This window comes from Stenotrophomonas sp. GD04024, assembly GCF_029837545.1.
Lineage (GTDB): Bacteria > Pseudomonadota > Gammaproteobacteria > Xanthomonadales > Xanthomonadaceae > Stenotrophomonas > Stenotrophomonas forensis.
In genome coordinates, this window is sequence record NZ_JAOEDV010000017.1 from 21,119 (window position 1) to 38,340 (window position 17,222).

Annotated in this window: 14 protein-coding genes and 3 tRNA genes; 10 read left to right on the top strand and 7 right to left on the bottom strand. The window is 67.7% G+C overall.

Features of this window, described 5'->3' with window-relative positions; all coding sequences use genetic code 11:
• Window positions 1–213: 213 nt before the first annotated feature.
• Window positions 214–1,110: a M48 family metallopeptidase gene (locus tag N7590_RS07970; protein WP_008268686.1), complete on the bottom strand. Its 897-nt coding sequence runs from the start codon at window positions 1,108–1,110 to the stop codon at window positions 214–216.
• Window positions 1,111–1,199: 89 nt separating this feature from the next.
• A complete protein-coding gene (locus N7590_RS07975; RefSeq protein WP_164242807.1) occupies window positions 1,200–3,086 on the bottom strand; it encodes a formylglycine-generating enzyme family protein in 1,887 nt (628 codons plus the stop codon).
• 84 nt (window positions 3,087–3,170) lie between these two features.
• Between N7590_RS07975 and rnd the strand changes: the two genes are divergently transcribed.
• Window positions 3,171–4,250: a ribonuclease D gene (rnd, locus tag N7590_RS07980; protein ID WP_053450340.1), complete on the top strand. Its 1,080-nt coding sequence runs from the start codon at window positions 3,171–3,173 to the stop codon at window positions 4,248–4,250.
• 118 nt (window positions 4,251–4,368) lie between these two features.
• Window positions 4,369–6,441, top strand: a complete 2,073-nt coding sequence (locus tag N7590_RS07985; protein ID WP_164242806.1) for a DUF4034 domain-containing protein — start codon at window positions 4,369–4,371, stop codon at window positions 6,439–6,441.
• 91 nt (window positions 6,442–6,532) lie between these two features.
• Here N7590_RS07985 and N7590_RS07990 read toward each other — a convergent pair whose 3' ends face one another.
• The gene (locus N7590_RS07990) at window positions 6,533–8,863 is read right to left on the bottom strand and encodes a TonB-dependent receptor (protein ID WP_164242805.1); all 2,331 of its coding nucleotides are present in this window, start codon (window positions 8,861–8,863) and stop codon (window positions 6,533–6,535) included.
• Between the two features lie 180 nt (window positions 8,864–9,043).
• Window positions 9,044–9,625: a TetR/AcrR family transcriptional regulator gene (locus N7590_RS07995; RefSeq protein WP_053511726.1), complete on the bottom strand. Its 582-nt coding sequence runs from the start codon at window positions 9,623–9,625 to the stop codon at window positions 9,044–9,046.
• Between the two features lie 101 nt (window positions 9,626–9,726).
• On the opposite strand from N7590_RS07995, the gene N7590_RS08000 reads away from it, so the two are divergent.
• The 4 genes from N7590_RS08000 to N7590_RS08015 all read left to right on the top strand — a co-directional run bounded on the left by N7590_RS08000 (window position 9,727) and on the right by N7590_RS08015 (window position 12,780).
• Window positions 9,727–10,782, top strand: a complete 1,056-nt coding sequence (locus N7590_RS08000; protein WP_053511725.1) for a sugar phosphate isomerase/epimerase — start codon at window positions 9,727–9,729, stop codon at window positions 10,780–10,782.
• A gap of 21 nt (window positions 10,783–10,803) precedes the next feature.
• Window positions 10,804–11,697, top strand: coding sequence for an alpha/beta hydrolase (locus tag N7590_RS08005; protein WP_053511724.1), 894 nt, complete (start codon window positions 10,804–10,806; stop codon window positions 11,695–11,697).
• Window positions 11,687–12,613 (top strand): alpha/beta hydrolase, encoded by a 927-nt coding sequence (locus tag N7590_RS08010; RefSeq protein ID WP_164242804.1) that lies wholly within the window; start codon window positions 11,687–11,689, stop codon window positions 12,611–12,613. Before N7590_RS08005 ends, N7590_RS08010 begins: the two co-directional genes overlap by 11 nt.
• Before the next feature lie 91 nt (window positions 12,614–12,704).
• A tRNA-Ala gene (locus N7590_RS08015) sits at window positions 12,705–12,780 on the top strand.
• Window positions 12,781–12,839: 59 nt separating this feature from the next.
• Here N7590_RS08015 and N7590_RS08020 read toward each other — a convergent pair.
• Window positions 12,840–13,013, bottom strand: a complete 174-nt coding sequence (locus tag N7590_RS08020; RefSeq protein ID WP_008268700.1) for a hypothetical protein — start codon at window positions 13,011–13,013, stop codon at window positions 12,840–12,842.
• 111 nt (window positions 13,014–13,124) lie between these two features.
• Window positions 13,125–13,886 carry an SDR family oxidoreductase gene (locus N7590_RS08025; RefSeq protein WP_164242565.1) on the bottom strand — a complete coding sequence of 254 codons (762 nt, stop codon included), beginning with the start codon at window positions 13,884–13,886 and terminating at the stop codon, window positions 13,125–13,127.
• 132 nt (window positions 13,887–14,018) lie between these two features.
• On the opposite strand from N7590_RS08025, the gene N7590_RS08030 reads away from it, so the two are divergent.
• Window positions 14,019–14,861 carry a methylated-DNA--[protein]-cysteine S-methyltransferase gene (locus N7590_RS08030; RefSeq protein ID WP_164242566.1) on the top strand — a complete coding sequence of 281 codons (843 nt, stop codon included), beginning with the start codon at window positions 14,019–14,021 and terminating at the stop codon, window positions 14,859–14,861.
• 61 nt (window positions 14,862–14,922) lie between these two features.
• Here N7590_RS08030 and N7590_RS08035 read toward each other — a convergent pair whose 3' ends face one another.
• Window positions 14,923–15,948: an NADP-dependent oxidoreductase gene (locus N7590_RS08035; protein ID WP_279935303.1), complete on the bottom strand. Its 1,026-nt coding sequence runs from the start codon at window positions 15,946–15,948 to the stop codon at window positions 14,923–14,925.
• 334 nt (window positions 15,949–16,282) lie between these two features.
• Here N7590_RS08035 and N7590_RS08040 point away from each other — a divergent pair.
• The 3 genes from N7590_RS08040 to N7590_RS08050 all read left to right on the top strand — a co-directional run bounded on the left by N7590_RS08040 (window position 16,283) and on the right by N7590_RS08050 (window position 17,213).
• Window positions 16,283–16,358: transfer RNA gene (locus tag N7590_RS08040), tRNA-Phe, on the top strand.
• A gap of 72 nt (window positions 16,359–16,430) precedes the next feature.
• A tRNA-Phe gene (locus N7590_RS08045) sits at window positions 16,431–16,506 on the top strand.
• Between the two features lie 155 nt (window positions 16,507–16,661).
• Window positions 16,662–17,213 carry a lipocalin family protein gene (locus N7590_RS08050; protein WP_164242568.1) on the top strand — a complete coding sequence of 184 codons (552 nt, stop codon included), beginning with the start codon at window positions 16,662–16,664 and terminating at the stop codon, window positions 17,211–17,213.
• Window positions 17,214–17,222: the final 9 nt, after the last annotated feature.

Here is a 17,222-nt window from a genome sequence, read left to right on the forward strand (position 1 = left end):
GTGAGGGCGCTTTGCTTGCGAAGCACTGCTTCGCAAGCGCCCGAACGCACAGCCGCCAGCGGCTGGGCCGGACCGAGCAGCGGGGTTTACGGCGTCTCCCGCAACCGGACCCACCCCGCCATCCCACGGAATACCCGCTGTTGCTGTTGAGGTTGCCGGCCAGCGGCCGGCACTACCGCAGGTGCAGGGCTGCAAGCCCTGCCGAGCAACACCCTACTTCGCCTGCTCGCAGAATTTCTGCCGGTACTCGAGCGCCTTCGGCATCAGCGCCTGCAGGTTCTGGATGCGCGTACCCGGGTTCGGGTGGGTGGACGCGAACTCCGGCGGTGCCTGGCCGCCACTGGCCTGTCCCATGCGCTGCCACAACGGCACCGCCTCGCGCGGATCGAAGCATGCCGCTGCGGCCAGCATCAGCCCCACTTCGTCGGCCTGCGTCTCGTGGCTGCGCGCGTAGGGCAACAGGTAACCGTAGCCCATCGCCGACATCATCATCTGTTGCTGCTGTGCATCCATGCCGCTGGCGGCACCGGCCACCTGGCCGATCTGGGTCAGCTTCTGCTGCGCCATGCGCTGGGCGCCATGCCGCAGCAGCGCATGGGCGATCTCGTGGCCCATCACCACCGCCATCGCATCGCGCGTACGCGCCACCGGCACCAGGCCGGTATAGACCGCCATCTTGCCGCCCGGCAGGCAGAACGCGTTGGCCTGGTCGGAGGGAATCACGTTCACTTCCCATTGGAAATCCCGTGCGAAATGCGCCGGCTGCACGCCATGCTCCTGCGCCAGCGCGGTCTCCACCACGTCGACCTTGGCGATCAGCCGCTGGGCAATGTCGCGCACGTCGCGTGCGATTGGCGCGTTGGGATCCATCGGCCGTTCCTGCGACAGGATCTGCTGGTAGGCCTGCAGCCCCAGCGCAGTCTCCTGGCGCGCGTCCAGGCTGCTGTCGATCATCACCTTCTCGCCGGTATAGGGATCGACCGTGCGGTTGGAGAACCAGTAGAACACCGCGTAGCCGGCGGCCAGCAGCAGCACCCACCAGCGGATGTTGCCGAACAGGCCACGCCGCTGCGGGCCTTGGGGCGAGCGGGAAAAGGGATCGTTGCGCATCGGGTGGTCGTCCGGCAGGCCCCGCCGGCCGGCGGGCACGGCGCAATCTTAGTGTGCCGACGCCAGCAGCGGGTGAAGCCGGACCCCGCTCAGATACCGCGCACCAGCCGGAAACCGATACGTGCGTTGGTGGTATCCGAATCCTGCGACTGCCGCCAGGCCGCACGGGTCTGCTCCGGCGCGTTGGCCCAGTTGCCACCGCGGATGACCCGGGACCGGCAACCCGGGTTGAACCAGGCCGCGCCATCGGAAGGGGCCCGCCGGTAGCTGGCGTGCCAGCAGTCGGCGACCCATTCGCTCAGATTGCCGCCCATGTCGTGCAGGCCGAAGGCATTGGCCTGGAACGTGGCGACTGGCGCCGGCCCCCACCAGCCATCGCCATAGCCGATGAACGCGTTGTGCCAGTGCCGCCCCGACGGCGATACGTCCTTGCTGCCGGTGAAGTTGCCACTGCCCGGCGGCGGCGTACCAGCATCCCCCCAGGGGTAACGGCCACTGCTGCCGGCGCGCAACGCATACTCGAATTCGGCCTCGCTGGGCAGGCGGTAGCTGCGCCCGGTCTGCTCGGACAGCCACGCCGCGTAGTTCTCGGCATCACGCACGCTCACGTGCATCACCGGTGAGTTGCCCAGTGCACGACCGCCGTCGTAGTCCGAGCGCCAATCCACGCCACTGCGGCGGATGAAGTTGCCGCTGCGCTCGTCATAGACCACCGAATGGCCACGGCGGGTTGCGCGCGGGCGCGCGCTGGTCGCCTTCACGTAGCGCTCGAAATCGCTGACCGTGACCTCGGTGATCGCCATCGCGAAGCCGCGATCGAAGCGCACATAGTGCGACGGACGCTCGGCATCACTGGCACCCGGCTCGGCATCGCCGGCCCCCATCTGGAAACCGCCATGCGGCACCACCACCATCTGTGGCCCCCGCCCGCCATCGCGCATGGCATCGCTGAACACCTGCCCGGGACGGAAGCTGCCGTAGTGGGTGGCCAGGTCGATGCGTTCGCGCAGCTGGCCCACCACCGCATCGCCCGGCAGGGCGATGCGCAGGGCCTCGGCCAGCTTTTCACGCGCCGGCTTCAGTCCCTGTGGTGTCGCCAGGTCGCGCAGGCCGTCATCACGCAATCGCAGCAGCGTGGCGGCACGGATCTGTTCGATGCGTTCGAACGCGTCGGCGATGGTCGGCGACGAATCGCGCACCTTGCTTGCCTCGGCCAGCCAGGTGCCCGCGCCGGCGAAATCCCGTGCCCGCGCGGCGTCCTCGGCACGACGGATCAACCCGCTCTCGGCGGCCGCCAGTCCTTGCCGCGCACGCCCATTGCGCTCATCCAGCGCCAGCGCCTCACGGAAGTTGCCGATGGCGCCGTCGCCATCCTCGCCAATCCGGTCCGAGCGCAGGTCCTCTTCGCCGGCGCGGTTGTACGCCACCACGCGCTGCGCGGTCTCGACCCGCCCCTGCAGCGCACGCACCTTCTCATCCTTCGGCGCCAGGCTGAGCAGCACCAGTGCCTGGCGGCTGGCCTCGGCCAGTGCCTCGCGCTGCTTCAGCGGCCGTACCAGCAGCGCATCGGCTTGCTGTTGCAGGCCCTGGCGGGCGCGCTGCAGGCCCTGCCGGGCCTGGCGGTCATCCGGATTCTCCTCCTGTACCGCCAGCCACAAGGGAATGGCAGCGTCGGCATCCTCGTAGAGCCGGCCTTCGGCAAAGGCCTGCTCGGCCGCGCGCCGCAGCTGCGCCAGGCTGCGTCCCTCCCGGTCCACCCGCGGCGGCGTCCAGTACTGCACGTCCTCGGCGGCATCCTCACCGGCAATGGTCACGCTGCCCTGCCCGGCCGCCGCTGTCAGGTCCGCCGCCGCGCCTTCCTGTGGCCGCGCCGGTTCGTCAGCGGCGCGCTCCGGCGTCGACGATGGCGACGGTGTGCAGCCGGCCAGGGCAACGGCCAGGGCGGTGCACAGCGCGGGCGACAACGGAAAACGCAAGCAGGACCTCCTTCTGCACGGACGCGGACCGACGTTAGGCTATTCTCCCCTGCCTGAGCAAACCCGAGTAGTAGGCCCTGACCCGTGGCAACCTGGATCACCACCCCCGCCGAGCTGGATGCGTACTTCCAGCAGCGCCCGAGCCGCATCGGCCTCGACACCGAATTCATCCGTGAACGCACCTTCTGGCCGCAGCTGGCGCTGGTGCAGATGGCCGTCGGGCAGGACATCCTGCTGATCGACCCGCTGATTCCCGGCATGACCGAAGCGCTGGCACCGTGGCTGGCCGATGAATCGATCACCAAGGTGATGCACAGCGCCAGCGAAGACCTGGTCGCGTTCAAGTGGGCCTGCGGCGTGCTGCCGCGCCCGTTGTTCGACACCCAGATCGGTGCCTCGCTGGCCGGCATAGGTGGTGGCATGGGTTACCAGAAGCTGGTGGCGGAAATCACTGGCGTGGCCCTGGCCAAGGGCGAAACCCGCTCGGACTGGATGCGCCGCCCACTTTCGGAGTCGCAGCTGCAGTACGCCGCCGACGATGTAGAGCACCTGTTTGCCCTGCATGACGCCATCGATGCCAGGCTGCAGGCGCTGGGCCGCCAGCAGTGGCTGCACGACGATGGCGAGCGCCTGCTGGCCAGCGTTGCCAACGACGAAGACCGCTGGCCACACCTGGCGATGCGCTCGGCGCAGTTCCTCGATGCCGCCGCACAGCGCCGCCTGCTGCGCCTGCTGCGTTGGCGCGACGTGCAGGCGCGCAGCAGCGATCGTCCGCGCAGCTGGATCCTGGACAACGAACTGGCCGCCACCCTGGCGCGCACGCCACCGGCCGACGCCGACGCGCTGGGCACGCTGTTCGAGCAGTTCCCCAAGGCACCGCGCAAGCTGGCCGGTGCCGTGTGGCAGGCCCTGCAGACGCCGCTGGCCGATGAAGCCGAGGCACCGCTGGCATTGCCGGCCAACGACAGCAACAAGCAGGCGCTGAAGAAGCTGCAGGATGCGGTGGCCGAGCGCAGCCGCGAACTGGGCCTGCCGGATGGGGTACTGGCGTCACGCAAGCACCTGGAGAGCTACCTGGAACGTCGCCAATGGCCCGCTGCATTGGCCGGCTGGCGCCAGCAGGAACTGGAATCGCGACTGCAGGCCCTGCTGCCCGCGCGCTGATGGTGCCGGGCGTCGGGATTGCCCCGGCGCCTGCACGGTGAATCGAGCATCTGCCACGCTTGCCGACGCGGGCGTGCGCCTGTCCAATAGCGTCCCCGCTATCGTTGGACTGCAACAGATGACAGATGGAACTGCGAAGGACGGCCTTTCCGCCGAGGACCTGGCCTGGCGTGCAGCAGCGCGCGCCGCAATGCAGGAACGGCGCTACGCCGAACTGGATGCACTGCTGGCACCGCACGAGCAGGCCTGGCTGGATGGTGAAAGGCTGCTGCCGGGCATCCGCTGGCGCCTGCGCAACCTGCATGACAAGGCACTGACCCTGGACGAGCGCCTTCAGCAGGCGCAGCAATGGGTCGCTGCCGCGCCGCACAGCTACTACGCGCACCTGCGCCTCGGCGCCTGCTGGGAATCCGCCGCCGGCGAACTGCGCAGCGCCGACGTCGCCGCACTGGTCGAAGACAGCCAGTGGCTGGCCGCACAGCAGGCGCGCGACCATGCCGTGCATGCCTACCTGCAGGCAATCCCGCTGTCGGCGCGACCGGCATTGGCGCTGGATGGCATCAAGCGCATCACCAGCTACCTGCGCGAGCCGGACTGGCTGCGCGCGCTGCAGGCCGGCCAGGTACCCGAGCCCGAGGAAGTGGCAGTGGCCGAGCACTATCCGCAAGCCTGGCCGCAGGCATTGCAGCTGCTGTCACGCTTCGGCGCTCCGCTGCGGACGCTGCCCGGCAGCCTGCCGCCCGTGCTGCGCGAGCGCAGCCAGGACGATTTCGATGCACCGTTGGCCTACTGGATGCGCCTGGTGCTGGAACAGCGCGCCGACGACCTGAGCACGCTGGAAGACACCCTCTATTACCTGTACCCGCGCTGGGGCGGCAGCCATGAAGCCATGGAGGACTTCATCGAAGGAGGCTGGTGCCGTGGCCTGGAGCTTGCGCAGAGCAACGCGCTGCGTTGGCGAAAGGAACAGGATTGGATGGCCGACCTGCCACACCGCGAAGATGCCGACGCGGTAGGCGTGCACGAGCGTGCGTATGCGCAGATCCTGGACTGGCACCTGGACCGCAACCTGCGCGCCGAGGTTCTGGCCCAGCGTTCGGGGCTGCGCTACCGGCTCGGCCGGATCGAAGGCAGCGAAGACCAGGTGCAGTGGGACGCCGGGCACATGCGGGCGGTGTTCGAGGATCTGCAGCAGGCGTGGGCGCTGGACCGCGACATGGTGCTGCACGAAGGCTTCAGCAACCTGGAAGCCTGCACCTGGTTCGCCCGCGTGGAAGGCGCCGAGGCACTGTTCGCGCAGGTGGTGGACTACGCTGCACGCGAAGGCGACTCCGCGATCGGCCTGCTCTGGGCCGCCACCGCCGTCGAGCATGGACTGCTCGGCCAGACCGCCGACCCCGTGCGCGCCGATGCCCTGCTGCAGCGCGCCCTGAAGCTGGCCCCGCAGGACAACACCTCGGCGGTCACCTTCGCCTCCAACCTGTTCTGCGATGTCTCGCAGTCCGCCGGACTCTCGCTGCTGCAGCGCATGGCCGAAGCCGGCGACGCCGGCGCGATGTCGGCACTGTGCGACCTGTACAAGGGCCGCCTCGGCGGTCGCGACCAGCCGCAGTTCGTCGATGCGGAAAAGGCCGCCTACTGGCAGGAGCGTGCGGTGGAAGGCGGCGACCTGATCGCCACCTACAACCTGGGCGTGCGCCTGGTGGCGGCCGGAGGCGAGCACAACGAAGCGCGTGCACGTGAACTGTACCTGCGCTGCCTGGACGGGTCCGAGGCAGGCGAGCGCGTCTGGGGCCCCACCTGCCGCAACCTGGCCTGCCTGGCGATGGATGGCCGGAACGACGCACACAAGCGCGAAGCGGTCGAACGTGCACTGATCCCACTGTGGTGGCGCGGTGACGACAACGACAAGCTGTGGGCGGCCGGCTACCTGGCCGATATCTACCACTTCGGCAACGGCGTGCCGGCCAACGCGTTCCTGGCCCTGACCTGGCTGCAGCGCGCCAGCGAGATCGATCCGGAGTACGTGGACGTGGTGCGCATGGCGCCGCTGATCAACGGCGAAGGGCGCTGGTTCGGCGCCAGCCGTGCGCGCAAACAGCAGGCGCAGGACCGGCAGCAGGTGGACACCGCAACCTGGGCCCTGACCTTCGGCCAGCGCAGCCAGGAAAGCGACCTCACCGCGGTCTGAAGCAACGAAAAGGGCGGCCCGGTAATCCGGGCCGCCCTTTGCATTCATGCAGTGCGATGGCGGCGGCGTGCACCGCAACCGCAATCGCGCATTACCAGTTCATGTTCAGCGAGACACCGACGGTGCGCGGTTCGTTGTAGACCGCCGCCATGTAGTTCTCGATCACACCCTTGAGGTTCTTCTCGTTGGTGATGTTGCGCGCGAACAGCGCCACTTCGTAGGCACCGTAGTTGCCCGAGTAGCCGATCTTCAGGCCACCCTCGAAATCACCCTTGGAATTGAATTCCTTGGTGTCGTACAGCACGAAGCTGGTGTAACCCTGCTTGTTCCAGTCGGTGGACACGAACATGGTGCCGGCATCGCTGACCGGGAAGTCGTAGCGGGCGGCCAGGTTGACGTTGTACTTCGGCGCATTCGGCAGCGGGTTGCCGTCGATCTGCGCGAAGGTGTTGGCACCGACCTTGATGGTCGGGTCACCGACGGTGCAGACCACCTGGCCGTTGAGGCCGCAGACCTGCGCATAGACGCGCTTGTCCTTGATCTCGCTGTGCAGCAGGCTCAGGCCGGCGCTCAGGGTCAGGTTCGGGATCGGGCGCAGCTCCATGTCCGCTTCGAAGCCGTAGGCCTTGGCCTTGTCAGCGTTGAACAGCACGCCGTTGCCGTCCGAATCGTTGCCGTTGAGCTGGATGTCATTGACCGTGTAGGTGAACGCGGTGGCATTCAGGCGCAGGCGGTTGTCCCACAGGCTGCTCTTCACGCCCGCTTCCCAGGACAGGATGGTCTCGGAATCGGCGGTGGTGAAGTCGGCGTTGAACACGGCCGAGCGGCCCTGGATGGTCGGGCCGCGGAAGCCGCGGGCAACCTTGGCGTAGACGCTCACGTCCGGCGTGATCTGGTACATCGCGCTCAGATCCCAGCTCGGGGTGGTGTCGGACATCTTGACGTCGGTGCGGCCCTTGTAGGTGACCACGCCAGCAGCAGTGTCCGCGGTCTTCAGCAGGCGGGTGTGCTTCTCGTCCTTGGTCTGGCGCAGGCCGGCGGTGACGGTGAACTTGTCGGTGAAGGCGTAGCTCAGCTGTCCGAAGCCGGCCCACGAGGTGTTCTTGTTGCGCAGGCGCACCCAGTTGTTCGGGTTGCGGGCCGCACCCTGCAGGAACCACGCACGCTGGTAGAAGTCGGTGGTGTCGCTGCCGTTGAAGTAGAACGCACCGGCCTGCCACTGCAGGGCGTTGTCGTCATGGCTGGCCAGGCGGAACTCCTGGGTCCACTGGTCGAGGTCGCGGATGCGGCCCATCGACTGGCCATAGCCGTTCGGCACGCCATTGACCGGGAAGTTCACCGCAGCGCCGCCGTCGGTGTCGCCACGGCTGTAGCCGGAGGTGGTCTCGTAGGCGGTGATCGAGGTGAAGTCGATCGCGCCGAAGTCGTAGCGTGCCTTCACCGAGCCGCCGTAGGTCTTGTAGGCCTGCGGGTTGTTGTCGGCTTCGTCGTAGGCCACCTTGTCGCGCGGCACGTCGGTCTTGTTCGAGCCCTTGGTCAGCGCACCGCGCAGGAACAGGGTCGAGGTGCCTTCGTAGTCGCGGGCATGGGCCGAGGCCAGGATCGAGAACTGGTCGCTCGGGGCCAGCAGCAGCTGCGCGCGCACGTTGCGGTCGTCGAAGCCGCCCATCGCGTTCTTCTTCGGGCTGACGGTGCCGTCGGCGCTCGGGCCCTTGTAGGTGTTGTCGACGTAGTCATCGCGGTGCTGGTACAGGGCCGACACGCGGAACGACGCGATGTCATTGATCGGGCCACCGAAGCCGCCATCGATCGACACGCTGTTGTAGGTCGCGTAGCTGGCGCTGACGCGGCCGGTGTAGTCCTGGGTCGGCTTGAGGGTGTCGAACTTGACGATGCCGGCGGTGGTGTTACGGCCGAACAGCGAACCCTGCGGGCCGCGCAGCACTTCCACCTGGTCCACGTCATAGACCGGGTTGGACTTCAGCACCACGTGTTCCAGCACCACGTCGTCCTGGATGATCGACACCGGCTGCGAGGCACCCAGGTAGAAGTCGATGTTGCCCAGGCCGCGGATGTAGAAGCGCGGGAAGATGCGGCCGGTGGTGGTCTCCGCGTACAGGCTCGGCACGCGGCCGGACAGCGCCAGCAGGGTGTCGTCACCGCCGGCGGTGAAGTCACGCATGCGCTCGCCCTGCACCACGCCGACCGAGACCGGCACTTCCTGCAGGTTCTGCTCGCGGTGCTCGGCAGTCACGGTGATCGTGTCCAGCCCGGTCGGGGTCGGCGCACTGTCCTGCGCGGCGGCGCCGAAGCTGCCGACCAGGGCCAGGCCGGCACAGGCCAGGGCCAGCGGGTGGCGGCGGAAGGAAACGAAGGAAGACGACAGACCCGACAGGCGGCGGGAATCGGTATGGGAGGGCATGCAATGCTCTGAGGAGGCGTCCGTGCGGCCTGCGCGAGCCGGGCGGCAAATGGGAGGAAAACTGCGCAAGCCGTCATTATCCCCCAAATTGTTACGATTTCGTTGCGCGAGCTCCAAACCCGATGAAACAAGCGGTTTCGGCACAGTCACTCGGCATTCGGCACGTCTTTCGGGCTTGACTCAGGGAAGCGGGCCCAGCGCCACATCGACCATTGCCAGCAGCCGCTCGCGGCTGACGCCATCGCGGGCCTGCACCGAAATGCCATGCAGCACCGTGGCGAAATGGTCGCCCAGCGCCTGCACCGCCGCGTCGTCGGCCAGCTCACCCTCGGCCTGCGCCTGCTGCAGGCGCGCGATGATCGCCGCCGTACGCTGGCGACGATGGCTGGCCAGCCAGTCACGCACGCCTTCGCCGTCGGGCGACACGCTGCTGGCCGAAGACACCACCAGGCAGCCATGCGGACGTCCACGACGGGTGTAGGTCAGCACCGCCTCGCGCAGCATCGTGCCGATGGCCTCACGCAGCGTTGCCTGCTCCAGCGCGCGTGGCGCGAAACCACCCTCGCCCTCTTCGTACAGCGCCACCGCCTCGCGGAACAGCTGCTCCTTGCTTCCAAACGCGGCATAGATGCGCGCCGAGGCAATGCCCAGTGCTTCGACCAGCGCCGACATCGAGGTGCCTTCATATCCGTGCTGCCAGAACAGCAGCATCGCCTTGCGCAACGCCTGGTCCCTGTCGAATTCGCGCGGTCGCCCTGCCATCTGCCTGCCTGCTCCAGTGAGGCGCGCAGTGTAACGCGGGTGTTGACCACCGCGAGGGTCGCGCCTATTCTTTGTTGATCGACCAACAATTGGAGCAACACATGCAGACCCTCAAGGGCCCCAGCCTGCACCTGGCGCAGTTCACCGGCGACCAGGCCCCGTTCAACAGCCTCGACGGCATTGCCGCATGGGCGGCCGGCCACGGCTTCAAGGCCCTGCAGATTCCGGCCTGGGATGCGCGCCTGTTCGACCTGGCCACCGCCGCCGACAGCCAGGACTACTGCGACGACATCCGCGGCACCCTGGCCGAACACGGCCTGCAGGTCAGCGAGCTGACCACCCACATCCTCGGCCAGCTGGTGGCCGTGCATCCGGCCTACGATGAACTGTGCGACGGCTTCGCACCGGAAGCGCTGCGCGGCAATCCGCAGGCCCGCAGCGAATGGGCGCAGCAGCAGCTGCACCTGGCCGCCCGCGCCTCGCGCCGGCTCGGCCTGCAGGACATGGGTACCTTCTCCGGCTCGTTCGCTTGGCCCTATCTGTTCCCGTTCCCGCAGCGTCCGCCGGGCCTGATCGATGCGGCGTTCGATGAGCTGGCCCGGCGCTGGCGGCCGATCCTCGACACCTGCGAGGACAACGGCATCAACCTCTGCTACGAGATCCATCCCAGCGAGGACCTGCACGACGGCACCAGCTTCGAGCGCTTCTTTGAACGCGTCGGCCAGCACGAACGCTGCCGCATCCTGTTCGATCCCAGCCACTTCGTGCTGCAGCAGCTGGACTACCTGCAGTACCTGGACATCTACCACCCACTGATCCGCATGTTCCATGTCAAGGATGCGGAGTTCCGCCCCAGCGGCCGCCAGGGCATCTACGGCGGTTATGCCGACTGGACCGAACGCGCCGGCCGCTTCCGCTCGCTGGGTGATGGCCAGGTCGACTTCAAGTCGATCTTCTCCAAGCTGGCCCAGTACGACTACCAGGGCTGGGCAACATTGGAATGGGAGTGCTGCCTGAAGGACCAGGAAGCCGGCGCGCGCGAGGGCGCCGCGTTCATCCGCGACCACATCATCCCGGTCACCGACAAGATCTTCGACGACTTCGCCGGTGCGCCGATCAGCACCGCACAGATGCAGCAGATGCTCGGCATCGCCTGAGCCCCAACGGAGCCTTCCCCCATGACTTCCTCCCTTCCCGCCGGCACTGCCGGCGACGACGCCCTGCGCCACCACTACCTGCGCATCGACGGCCAGCGTGTGCATTGCGTGTCCGCCGGCCACGGTGAACCGGTGCTGCTGATTCCCGGCTGGCCGCAGACCTGGTATGCCTGGCGCCATGTGCTGCACGCACTGGCCGAGGCCGGTTTCGAAGCCATCGCTATCGATCCGCCCGGTATCGGCGAATCCGATCGGCCCGCCCATGGCTACGACACCGGCAGCGCCGCCGCCGTCCTGCACCAGACCATGCAGGCGCTGGGCCACGACCGCTACCAGGTGGTCGGCCATGACATCGGCATGTGGATCGCCTATGCGCTGGCCAGCGACCAGCCGCAGGCCGTGCGCCAACTGGCGGTCACCGAGGCGGTGATTCCGGGCCTGGCCCCGGAACCGGGCATCTTCGCCGCACCGGCCGACAACATCTTCCTCTGGCATTTCATGTTCAACCAGGTGGCCGATCTTCCCGAAGCGCTGATCAGCGGCCGCGAGCGCGCCTACCTGGAATTCATGTTCGATCGCTGGTCGTATCGTCGCGATGCCGTCGCTGCCGATACCTACATCGCCGCCTACAGCCGTCCCGGCGCGCTGCGGGCTGGCTTCGCCTGGTACCGTGCGATTCCGGAAACGATCCGCCAGAACAAGCTCCGCGCCGAGCGCCGGCTGCCGATGCCGGTACTGGCGATCGGCGCCGAACATGCCACCGGCGATGCGCCGATGCTGACCCTGCTGCCACATGCCGACGACGTGCGCGGCAGCATCGTTCCGGGCTGCGGCCACTTCATCATGGAGGAAGCGCCGCAGGCGTTCCTGGCGCAGTTGCTGCCGTTCCTGCAGGAGGCACGCCATGCCGCTTGAAGCGGAACTGCAGCAGTTCGTCGACGCCGTTGCCGCGCATCCGCTGCCGGATGATCTGCGAGCGCTGCGCGCGATCAGCGAGAGCACACTGCCGCAACTGCAGGGAGCACCCCAAGCGGTCGCACACGTGATCGAACAGACATTGACCACGCGCGACGGTCATGCCCTGGAGCTACGCCTGTACACACCGGATGGGCTGCCCGATGGACCGGCACCCGCCCTGCTGTTCGCCCATGGTGGTGGCTGGTTCCAGTGTTCGCTGGCGGTCTATGACGGCCCCTGCCGCGCCTTGGCCAATAGCAGTGGCTGCGTGATCGTCGCCGTCGGCTATCGGCTCGCGCCGGAACACTCCTTCCCGGTTCCGCTGCATGACGTTGCCGACGCCTGGCAGTGGCTGCAGGCCAATGCCGGGCGCCTGGGACTGGACCCGCAACGGCTGGCGGTCGGTGGCGACAGCGCTGGCGGCAATATTGCTGCGGCCTGCTGCCTGCTGCTGCGCGATCTCGGCCTGCCGCAGCCGCATCACCAGCTGCTGCTGTACCCGGCACTGGATGCCGACATGGGCAGCGACTCCTACCGCGAGTACGCCAATGGCTTCTACCTCAACGCCGAGTTGATGCAACGCTGCTGGCAGGCCTACCTTGGCGATCTGGATGCGCCGCCGGCACTGGCCTCGCCGGCCCACGCCACAGATCTGCAGGGGCTGGCCCCGGCCTCGGTGCTCAGCTGCGAGCACGACGCGCTGCGTGACGAGGCCGAGCAGTACGCGCGGCGCCTGCAAGCTGCGGGCGTCGACTGCACGCTGGAAAGGCTGCCCGGAATGATCCATGCCTGCGTCCATCTTGGCGGAGTGGCTGCCTCCACCCGGGTGGCAGCGCAGCGCGCGGGCGTGCTGCTGCGCCGGGCGCTGTCCTGAAGGCCGGGGCGGCCGTAGACGCAACGTTACGGCCGTCCCGGCCCCGCGCTTGGCAAGCCCGGCGGGCAGCGCTACACTGAAGCCCTGCCGTGGGGCCATAGCTCAGCTGGGAGAGCGCGTCGTTCGCAATGACGAGGTCAGGAGTTCGATCCTCCTTGGCTCCACCACTATTCGGAAGAACCCGTAGATCCTGCGATCTACGGGTTTTTTCTTTTTAGTGGCCCGCTCAGGCGGGATCCTGCCCGCCGTCCTTGCGCTTCGGGTCGCGCGAATGTGCATCGCGCACCTGCTGGTCGCGCTGCCCCGGCCGCTGCCTGGCCACATCGTCCTGCTTCCTGTCCTGGCGGCTTTCCTGCACGCCCTGCTTCGGGTCGCCCTGGTCTTTTTCGCGCTCACTCATCCATCGCTCCTTCGCCGGCGGGACACCGACGCTACCCCTACCCTAGAGATCGCCGGGTAATCAGCAGGTCAGCCCTGCGCCAACAGCGCGTGCAGCCGCAAATGACTCCACTCAGGTGCGGGTAATCGACACCCCACCCTCCACGCGCATCGCGGTGCCGGTCACGAAGCTGCTTTCATCGCTGGCCAGGAACAGCGCCGCGTTGGCAATCTCCTCCGGCTCGGCCAGGCGCTTGAGCGCGTGCAGCGAGCGCACGAAGTCACGCGCGTCGCCACTGGGCGCAGCCTGGCGGCCCATCTCGGTATCGGTGCCACCGGGCAGCAGGACGTTGCTGCGCACGCCACGGGCCCCATATTCGGCGGCGATCACCTGGCTCAGACCGATCAGCCCCGCCTTGCTCGACGCATAGGCGGCCATGCCCGGGAAGCCCACGGTATGGCCGACGAAGGTGCCGACGAACACCAGCGAGCCGCCGCCACGTGCCAGTAATGCCGGCAGCTGCGCGCGAGCAGCATGGAAGGCGGCATCCAGGTTGGTTGCCATCACCTCGCGCCAGGCATCCACCGGGAATTCCGCGGCCGGTACACCGGGGCCGAGCATGCCGGCATTGTTGAGGGCGATGTCCAGGCCGCCGAATGAGTGCCGGGCCAGATCGACCAGCGCCTGCGCGGTGTCAGGGTCGGCCACGTCGGCGGCATGCACCACCACCTCGCCCCCCGCAGCACGGATCTGCTCGGCCAGCGACTGCAGCGGTTGCGGTCGCCGCGCGTTGAGCACCAGTTTCGCGCCTTCGGCGGCGAACCGCAGCGCGCTGGCGCGGCCAATGCCGGCGCTGGCACCGGTGATGAGAGCGATCTTGTTGTTCAGGCGCATGGTGGCGGTACCGGTTGTGAAGGTGCCGCCACGATGCCGCGCCTTCGGCCCGCCAACACTCCGTTTCCGGGCTTCGTCTATCGGTGCAGGAAACGGAGTTTCCGCAGAACCGGCACATGCCAGAATCTGGTCATGGACAGCACCGCCACTACCGCCCTCGACGCCCGCGTCGAACGGGTCTGCCGCCACCTGCAGGCCAGCCTCGACCAACCCTCGCTGCAGGAACTGGCCGGCATTGCCGGCTGCAGCCCGACGCGCCTGCATCGCCTGTTCAAGCAGGCCACCGGGCTGACCCCCAAGCAGTACGCCGCCGCGCTGCGCGCCGACCGCCTGCGCACCGGACTGGAACACCAGGAGCGCATCACCGATGCCTTCCACGACGCCGGCTTTGGTTCCAGCGGGCGCTTCTACGAGAACGCCCCGCGCCTGCTGGGCATGACCCCGAAGCAGTGGCGCTCAGGTGGTCGCGGCGAAGTCATCCACTTCGCGCTTGCCGAAAGCTCGCTGGGCAGCGTGCTGGTGGCCAGCAGCGGGACCGGCGTGGTCGCAATCCTGCTCGGCGACGATCCGGAGACACTGCTGCAGTCGCTGCAGCAGCGTTTCCGCCAGGCCGAACTGGTCGGCGCCGACAGCGGCTATGAACAACTGGTGGCGCAGGTGGTGGGCCTGGTCGAGGACCCCACGCGTGGCACCACGCTGCCGCTGGATATCCGCGGCACCGCGTTCCAGCAGCGGGTCTGGCAGGCGCTGCAGCAGATTCCACGCGGGCAGACCGCGTCGTATGCCGACATCGCCGCGCGCATCGGCGCACCGCGCTCAAGCCGCGCAGTGGCCAGGGCCTGTGCAAGCAATCCACTGGCGGTGGCGGTGCCCTGCCACCGCGTGGTGCGCCGCGATGGCGACCTGTCCGGTTACGCCTGGGGCGTCGCGCGCAAGCGCGAACTGCTGCGCCGGGAAAAGGCCTCGACTGCCTGACGTGGGTGCCGACCCTGGTCGGCACGCCCTGTGACAGCGCCGGACCATGCCCGGCGAACACTCAATCCAGCTTCACCACCAGCTTGCCGAAGTTGCGCCCCTTCAGCAGTCCGAAGAACGCTTCCGGCGCATTCTCCAGTCCATCCACCACATCCTCACGGTACTGGATACGGCCCTCACGCAGCCATTGCGGCATCTCGCGTTCGAAGTCCGGCCACAGGTGATTGAAGTCGTGCACGATGAAACCCCGCACGGTCAGGCGCTGGCGCAGGATCTGGCTGAACAGTGCCGGCAGCCGGTCCGGGCCGGGCTGCTCGACGCCGCGATCGTTGTAGGTGGCGATGGTCCCGCACACCGGAATGCGGGCGAAGTCGTTGAGCAGCGGCAGCACCGCATCCAGCACATGCCCGCCCACATTCTCGAAGTACACGTCGATACCCGCGGGCACCGCCGCGCGCAGCTGCGCGGCGAAATCAGCGGCGCGATGATCCAGCGCCACGTCCACGCCCAGCGTCTGCAGATAGGCGCGCTTGGCTTCGCCGCCGGCAATGGCGACCACGCGCGCGCCCTGCAGCTTGGCCAGCTGGGCGACGGTTGCGCCCACCGGACCGGTTGCGGCGGCCACCACCAGCGTCTCACCCGGTTTCAGGCGGGCGATTTCATGCAGGCTGGAATACGCAGTGAACCCCGGCATGCCGTACACGCCCAACGCCGTGCTCAACGGTAACCCGACCGGATCCAGCCGGCGCCCGAGTGCCCTGGCCGGCAGCACCGCGTGGGTCTGCCAGCCACCCGGCGCCAGCACCAGTTCACCTGTGGCTACGCCCTCGGCGTTGGACTGCAGCACCTCCGCCACAGTCTGGCCTTCCATCACCGCACCCACGGCCACCGGCGCCGCATACGAAGGACCCTCGTCCATGCGTCCACGCATGTACGGGTCCAGCGACAGATAACGGTTGCGCAGCAGCACCTCTCCCTCTGCCAATGCCGGCAGTGCGGCCTGCTCCAGGCGGAAGTTCGCCGCGCTCGGTGCGCCCTGCGGACGCGAGGCCAGCACGATGCGGGACGTGGTTGGGGAATCGGACATGGCGGCGGTCTCTGCTGTGGCCAGCTTCGGGAAAGGACTGCCGACACTACGCCGCATCGACCGCGCGTGGCGGCCACGAAAACAGCGTTCCATTGCCCGGACCCGCGCGCGTCCGGCGCACCCCTTGTCCTTGCAGCTTTGGCGATCGCGGCGACCTGCTGAATTCCAGCGCAGGCGATGATCGATTGGCCCGCCCCGCCCCACAACGGAGGATCAAGCACTTGCGAGCGCGCAGACGGCAATGTGAAGAAATCTTGGCAAAACCCTTGCCGAAGGCAGCCGACCTCCGTAATATACGCCTCCTTGGCAGCGACCTCGCTGCAACGAAACATGTGGCCGAGTAGCTCAGTTGGTAGAGCAGGGGATTGAAAATCCCCGTGTCGGCGGTTCGATTCCGTCTTCGGCCACCACTTTCGAAGGCCTGCAGAAATGCGGGTCTTTTTTTTCCGGAAGCCGCATCCATCGCGGTTGCCACACAATTTGGCCGAGTAGCTCAGTTGGTAGAGCAGGGGATTGAAAATCCCCGTGTCGGCGGTTCGATTCCGTCTTCGGCCACCATCTTCAAAGACCTGCAGAAATGCAGGTCTTTTTTTGCCTTCGATTTCCTTCCATGCAACGTGCCCGCATGGGGACTCCAGCGCCGGATTGACGAAACATTTACACCGGCACCTGCCGCGCCACCTACGCTCCAGACTCCTGCCTGGAGCCTGTCGATGCACCTGCGCCCCGCCCTGCTCGCTTGCCTGCTGCTGGCCGCCGCCCCTGCGCTCGCCGTCGAGCCGGTGCGCGCGGTCGATACCCTGGACATCGATCGCTATGCCGGCCAATGGCACGAGATCGCGCACCTGCCGGTCTCGTTCCAGAAGCAATGCGTCGGCGAGATCACCGCCAACTACGGGCTGCGCCGCGACGGCCGGATCAGCGTCACCAATGCCTGCCGCAACGGCGAAGGCGAGCGCGTGGTTGCCGAAGGCGTGGCGCGCCCGGTACCCGGCCACCCCGGCCAACTGCAGGTGCGCTTCGTGCCGGACTGGCTGAGCTGGGTACCGCTGGTCTGGGCCGATTACTGGGTGCTGGCGCTGGACCCGGACTACCAGTGGGCCCTGGTCGGCGAACCCGGTCGCAAATACCTATGGATTCTCTCGCGCGTGCCGGAAATGGAGCGCGCGCGGTTCGAACAGCTCAAGGCAACGGCCGAATCCATGGGCTACGACCTCGGCCCGCTGCGCCAGATGGCACCGCTGCGCGAACCGCCTGCCGATTGAACCGCGGCG

Bases quoted from the DNA above. Each gene is read 5' to 3' on its own strand.
- N7590_RS07985 (WP_164242806.1), top strand. From the start codon at position 4,369: ATGACAGATGGAACTGCGAAGGACGGCCTTTCCGCCGAGGACCTGGCC.
- N7590_RS07970 (WP_008268686.1), bottom strand. From the start codon at position 1,110: ATGCGCAACGATCCCTTTTCCCGCTCGCCCCAAGGCCCGCAGCGGCGT.
- N7590_RS08005 (WP_053511724.1), top strand. From the start codon at position 10,804: ATGACTTCCTCCCTTCCCGCCGGCACTGCCGGCGACGACGCCCTGCGC.
- N7590_RS08050 (WP_164242568.1), top strand. From the start codon at position 16,662: ATGCACCTGCGCCCCGCCCTGCTCGCTTGCCTGCTGCTGGCCGCCGCC.
- N7590_RS08030 (WP_164242566.1), top strand. From the start codon at position 14,019: ATGGACAGCACCGCCACTACCGCCCTCGACGCCCGCGTCGAACGGGTC.
- N7590_RS08020 (WP_008268700.1), bottom strand. From the start codon at position 13,013: ATGAGTGAGCGCGAAAAAGACCAGGGCGACCCGAAGCAGGGCGTGCAG.
- N7590_RS07990 (WP_164242805.1), bottom strand. From the start codon at position 8,863: ATGCCCTCCCATACCGATTCCCGCCGCCTGTCGGGTCTGTCGTCTTCC.
- N7590_RS08025 (WP_164242565.1), bottom strand. From the start codon at position 13,886: ATGCGCCTGAACAACAAGATCGCTCTCATCACCGGTGCCAGCGCCGGC.
- N7590_RS08010 (WP_164242804.1), top strand. From the start codon at position 11,687: ATGCCGCTTGAAGCGGAACTGCAGCAGTTCGTCGACGCCGTTGCCGCG.
- N7590_RS08035 (WP_279935303.1), bottom strand. From the start codon at position 15,948: ATGTCCGATTCCCCAACCACGTCCCGCATCGTGCTGGCCTCGCGTCCG.
- N7590_RS08000 (WP_053511725.1), top strand. From the start codon at position 9,727: ATGCAGACCCTCAAGGGCCCCAGCCTGCACCTGGCGCAGTTCACCGGC.
- N7590_RS07995 (WP_053511726.1), bottom strand. From the start codon at position 9,625: ATGGCAGGGCGACCGCGCGAATTCGACAGGGACCAGGCGTTGCGCAAG.